This is a genomic window from Brachyspira pilosicoli, assembly GCF_019402445.1.
Lineage (GTDB): Bacteria > Spirochaetota > Brachyspiria > Brachyspirales > Brachyspiraceae > Brachyspira > Brachyspira pilosicoli_B.
In genome coordinates this window covers 1-954 of the sequence record NZ_SRZM01000384.1, presented here as the reverse complement: position 1 = coordinate 954, position 954 = coordinate 1, and the positions used below count along the sequence as shown (strand labels likewise).

The following is a 954-nucleotide window of genomic DNA, read 5'->3' as shown; positions in this document are numbered from 1 at the left end:
TTTCGCGAAGCGTGCCCGGAGGGCAAAAACTTTTTGACGAAGTCCACAAAGCGAAGGCGGGAAAAAGTTGATAACACTTTTGTAAAAATATATAAATTGATAAAATATAATTGTTTAGCTATTTTATCCTAAAGCAACGTCTAAAACCATCATTATAGCAAAACCAAATATAAAGCCAAATACTCCAAAGTGGTTATGCTCTTCTGCAACAGCTTCTGGAACCAATTCTTCTATAACAACATATATCATAGCACCTGCAGAAAATGATAATGCTATAGGAAGAATTAATGTGAGTTTAGTAACAGCAATAGCACCTATAACCGCAGCAATAGGCTCCACTATTCCAGATATTGCTCCAAGTAAAAAAGATTTTGATTTTGAAACACCTGTGCTTTTTAGAGGCAAAGAAACAGCAGCACCCTCTGGGAAGTTTTGAAGACCTATACCAAGTGCCAAAGCCAAAGCAGCATTGAAACTCACTCCGCTATCTCCTATAGAAAAAGCTCCAAATGTTACACCAACTGCTAAACCCTCTGGTATATTATGTAATGTGATTGCTAAAAATAATAGTATGCTTTTTGAGAGTTTTACTTTAGCTCCTTCAGTCTCTTCATGACCATTCACTATATGCATATGCGGTAATGATTTATCTAATACCCATATAAAAAATGCACCAAATAAAAAACCACCAACAGGTATAAGCCAATTTGGTAAATTAGTGTTTTCTGATAGCTCTATAGATGGAGCAAGCAAAGACCAAAAACTAGCAGCTGTCATTACCCCGCCTGCAAAGCCATACATAGTAGCAAGCAGTTTAGGTTTTATTTCAGATACAAAGAAAAATACTAATCCTGCTCCAAGTGCTGTAAAAGCAAATGTAATTCCTCCTCCAAATAATGCTAAAACAACTGGTGATGCATTCTCTATCATTAATTACCGCCTTTTATTTTTTTT

At 35.7% G+C, this 954-nt stretch carries 1 protein-coding gene; it reads right to left on the bottom strand.

From position 1 onward, the window contains the following. Positions 1–123: 123 nt before the first annotated feature. Entirely contained in the window at positions 124–930 is an 807-nt protein-coding gene (locus E6A48_RS11090; protein ID WP_013244716.1) for a ZIP family metal transporter, read from the bottom strand. Between the last annotated feature and the right edge of the window lie 24 nt (positions 931–954).